This is a genomic window from Pseudoxanthomonas taiwanensis (assembly GCF_010093135.1).
Classification (GTDB): Bacteria; Pseudomonadota; Gammaproteobacteria; order Xanthomonadales; family Xanthomonadaceae; genus Pseudoxanthomonas; species Pseudoxanthomonas taiwanensis.
The window spans coordinates 1-3,622 of record NZ_PDWK01000119.1; the positions used below are offsets into that span (position 1 = coordinate 1).

General features: G+C 70.9%; 3 protein-coding genes. 1 reads left to right on the forward strand and 2 read right to left on the reverse strand.

Features of this window, described 5'->3' with window-relative positions:
• A partial coding sequence (locus CR938_RS13945) for a homocysteine S-methyltransferase family protein (protein WP_162125566.1) occupies positions 1-1,068 on the reverse strand: 1,068 nt, incomplete at its 3' end.
• On the reverse strand, positions 1,065-1,994 hold the full coding sequence (locus CR938_RS13950; RefSeq protein WP_162125567.1) for an ArsR/SmtB family transcription factor: 930 nt from the start codon (positions 1,992-1,994) through the stop codon (positions 1,065-1,067). The genes CR938_RS13945 and CR938_RS13950, both read right to left, overlap by 4 nt.
• A 123-nt stretch (positions 1,995-2,117) precedes the next feature.
• Here CR938_RS13950 and CR938_RS13955 point away from each other — a divergent pair, with 123 nt between their 5' ends.
• Positions 2,118-3,266, forward strand: a complete 1,149-nt coding sequence (locus CR938_RS13955; RefSeq protein ID WP_162125568.1) for an acyl-CoA dehydrogenase family protein — start codon at positions 2,118-2,120, stop codon at positions 3,264-3,266.
• The last annotated feature ends 356 nt before the right edge of the window (positions 3,267-3,622 follow it).

The window sequence follows — 3,622 nt, forward strand, 5'->3', positions numbered from 1 at the left end:
GGCGGGGGCACCGGGCAGGCGCCGCGGCGGCAGGCCGCGCACCGCCCCGGCGATGGCGCGGATGTGGTCGGGGGTGGTGCCGCAGCAGCCGCCGACCAGGTTGAGCAGGCCGGCCTCGGCGAACCCGCGCAGCACCGCGGCCATCTGCTCCGGGGTCTCGTCGTAGCCGCCGAAGGCGTTGGGCAGGCCGGCGTTGGGGTGCGCGCTGATGTGGCACTCGGCCACCGCGGCCAGAGCCTCGATGTGCGGGCGCAGCTCGCGCGCGCCCAGGGCGCAGTTCAGGCCGATGGACAGCGGCCGGGCGTGGGCCAGGGAGTGGTGGAAGGCCTCGGCGGTCTGCCCGGACAGGGTGCGGCCGGAGGCGTCGGTGATGGTCCCGGAGACCATCACCGGCAGGCGGGCGCCGCGCGCGTCGAAGGCCTCGGCGATGGCGAACAGCGCGGCCTTGGCGTTGAGGGTGTCGAACACGGTCTCCACCATCAGCGTGTCGGCGCCGCCGTCGATCAGGCCCTCGGCGGCCTCGCGGTAGGCCTCGCGCAGCTGGTCGAAGCTGGTGTTGCGGAAACCGGGGTCGTTGACGTCCGGGCTGATCGAGGCGGTGCGGCTGGTCGGGCCGAGCACGCCGACCACGAAGCGCGGCCGGCCGCTGGCGGCCTCGACCTCGTCGCAGACCTGGCGCGCCACCGCCGCGCCGGCGCGGTTGAGCTCGTACACCATGTGCTCCAGGCCGTAGTCGGCCTGGCTGATGGCGGTGGCGTTGAAGGTGTTGGTCTCCACCAGGTCCGCGCCGGCCTCCAGGTAGGCGCGGTGGATGGCGGCGATGGCCTCGGGCCGGGTCAGCAGCAGCAGGTCGTTGTTGCCCTTCAGCTCGCGCGCGCGGCCGTCGGCCGGCGGGTGCCGGCTGTCGTAGCCGGGGGCGAAGCGTTCGCCGCGGTAGTCGGCCTCCTCCAGGCCCAGGCGCTGGATCATCGTGCCCATGGCCCCGTCCAGCACCAGGATGCGTTCGGCCAGGCCCTGCTCCAGCAGGGCCACGCGCTGTGGATGCAGCCAGGGCAGCTCGCGGTTCATGGCTTGTTCCCGATCAGCGAGATCACCTCGAAGTGCGGCGGGCGCCGCTCGCGGGTGACGGTCTCCAGGGTGGAGACCTGCAGCCCGGCCTTCTCGGCGAAGCGGCGCAGTTCCTTGCCGGTGAAGCCCAGGTTCACGTGGCCGTAGGCCTCCACCACGCTGCGGTGCTCGTGGCGGGCCAGGCTGGTCAGCAGCAGGCGGCCGCCGCGGCGCAACACGCGCGCGGCCTCGGCCCCGGCCTGGGCAGGCTTGTGGGCGTAGGTCAGGGCATGCATCAGGATCACCAGGTCGAAGCTGTCGTCGCGGAACGGCAGCTCGTGCATGTCGCCCTCGCGCACTTCGACGTTGGACAGGCGGCGCAGGCGCTCGCTGGCTGCAGCCACCACCCGCGCGCTGGTGTCGATGCAGACGTAGCGGTGGGCGTGCGGGGCCAGCAGCTCGGCCAGGACGCCGTCGCCTGAGGCGATGTCCAGCACGTCGCCGGTCTCCATCAGCGGCAGCGCGCTGCGCGCCAGGGCCTCCCAGGTGCGGCCGGGGGAATAGTGGCGCTCCATGTCACCGGCCACGCTGTCGGCCCAGTTCTGGTCCGCGGCGCGGGTGGCCAGCACCGCCGGCAGGCGGTCGGCGTCCTGGCGCAGCAGCGGGTCGTCGGCACCGCTGCGCAGGGTCTGCCAGATGGCGCGCTGGGCCGGGTCCAGGGCGGTCTCGTCGAAGCGATAATAGGCGGACACACCGGCGCGCCGGTCGCGCACCAGGCCGGCCTCCTTGAGCCTGGCCAGGTGGGTGGAGACGCGCGGCTGCGCCAGCAGGGTGATCGCCGAAAGCTCGGCCACGGTCAGCTCCTCCAGCTCCAGCAGGGCCAGCAGGCGTACCCGGGTGGCATCGGCGAAGACCTTGAGCCGGGCCGACCAGTCTTCCAGGTCCATAAATATCTTCCTATCGCGATATAAAGATATTGTCGCCCCGGGCGCCGGGGCGGTCAACCGGCATACGCCGGCGAATGGTAGGGTGATTACAATTGATCCACATTTCGACCGGAGGGTCATTACGTGGATTTCAGCTTCACCGAAGAACAACTCATGTTGCAGGACGTGGCCCGGCGCATCGCGCGCGATGTGATCGAGCCCTCCGCAGAGCATTTCGACCGCACCGGCGAGTTCCCGCTGGACAACATCCGCGTGCTCGGCGAGAACGGGCTGATGGGCATCGAGGTGCCGACCGAGTACGGCGGCGCCGGCATGGACCCGATCAGCTACGTGCTGGCCATGATCGAGATCGCCGCCGCCGACGCGGCGCACTCGACCATCATGTCGGTCAACAACTCGCTGTTCTGCACCGGCATCCTCAAGAACGGCAACGAGGAGCAGAAGCAGAAGTACGTGCGCGCCATCGCCGAGGGCAGGGAGATCGGCGCCTTCGCCCTGACCGAGCCGCAGTCCGGCTCCGACGCCTCGAACATGCGTTGCCGCGCGGTGCGCCAGGCCGACGGCACCTACGTGATCAACGGCAAGAAGAGCTGGATCACCTCCGGCCCGGTGGCGCGCTACATCATCCTGTTCGCGGTCACCGACCCGGAGAAGGGTGCGCGCGGCATCACCGCCTTCATGATCGACACCAGCCGCCCGGGCTTCCACCGCGGCAAGACCGAGCCCAAGCTCGGCATCCGCGCCTCGGCCACCTGCGAGATCGAGTTCGCCGACTACGTGGCCCAGCCGGAGGACGTGGTGGGCGAGGAGGGCCAGGGTTTCAAGATCGCCATGAGCGTGCTGGACGCCGGCCGCATCGGCATCGCCAGCCAGGCCATCGGCATCGCCCGCGCCGCCTATGAACGCACCATCGAGTACGTGAAGGAGCGCAAGGCCTTCGGCCAGGCCATCGGCTCGTTCCAGATGACCCAGGCCAAGATCGCCGACATGAAGTGCAAGCTCGACTCGGCGATGCTGCTGACCCTGCGCGCGGCCTGGCTCAAGAGCCAGGGCAAGCCGTTCTCGGCAGAGGCCTCGATGGCCAAGCTGGTCGCCTCCGAGGCCGCCATGTGGATCACCCACCAGGCGGTGCAGATCCACGGTGGCATGGGCTACTCGAAGGAGATGCCGCTGGAGCGCTACTTCCGCGATGCCAAGATCACCGAGATCTACGAGGGCACCTCGGAAATCCAGCGCCTGGTGATCGCGCGCCACGAGACGGGCCTGCGCTGAGGTCCCGCCGCGCTCCAGCCCGCCGCTGCCGCGGCGGCGCTGGAGCGCTCTCCGCGACGCCAGGATCACCGGGGTCCGCGAGGGCACCCCGCTGATCCAGCGCCTGGTGATCGCGCGCCACGAGACGGGCCTGCGCTGAGGTCCCGCCGCGCTCCAGCCCGTCGCTGCCGCGGCGGCGCTGGAGCGCTTGAGCGAGGAGAAGGCCGGGATCCCCGGCCTTTTTCTTGCGTGGCTGCGGGGGCGGAAGTCGGGGTGGTGGGCCGCGGAAGGGGCAGGCGCCGCCCGGGAGCTGCAGGCTGCCCCTTCCGCGGACCACCACCCCGAATCTGTCTATTCTTCCGCTCGCCGGGGCCACG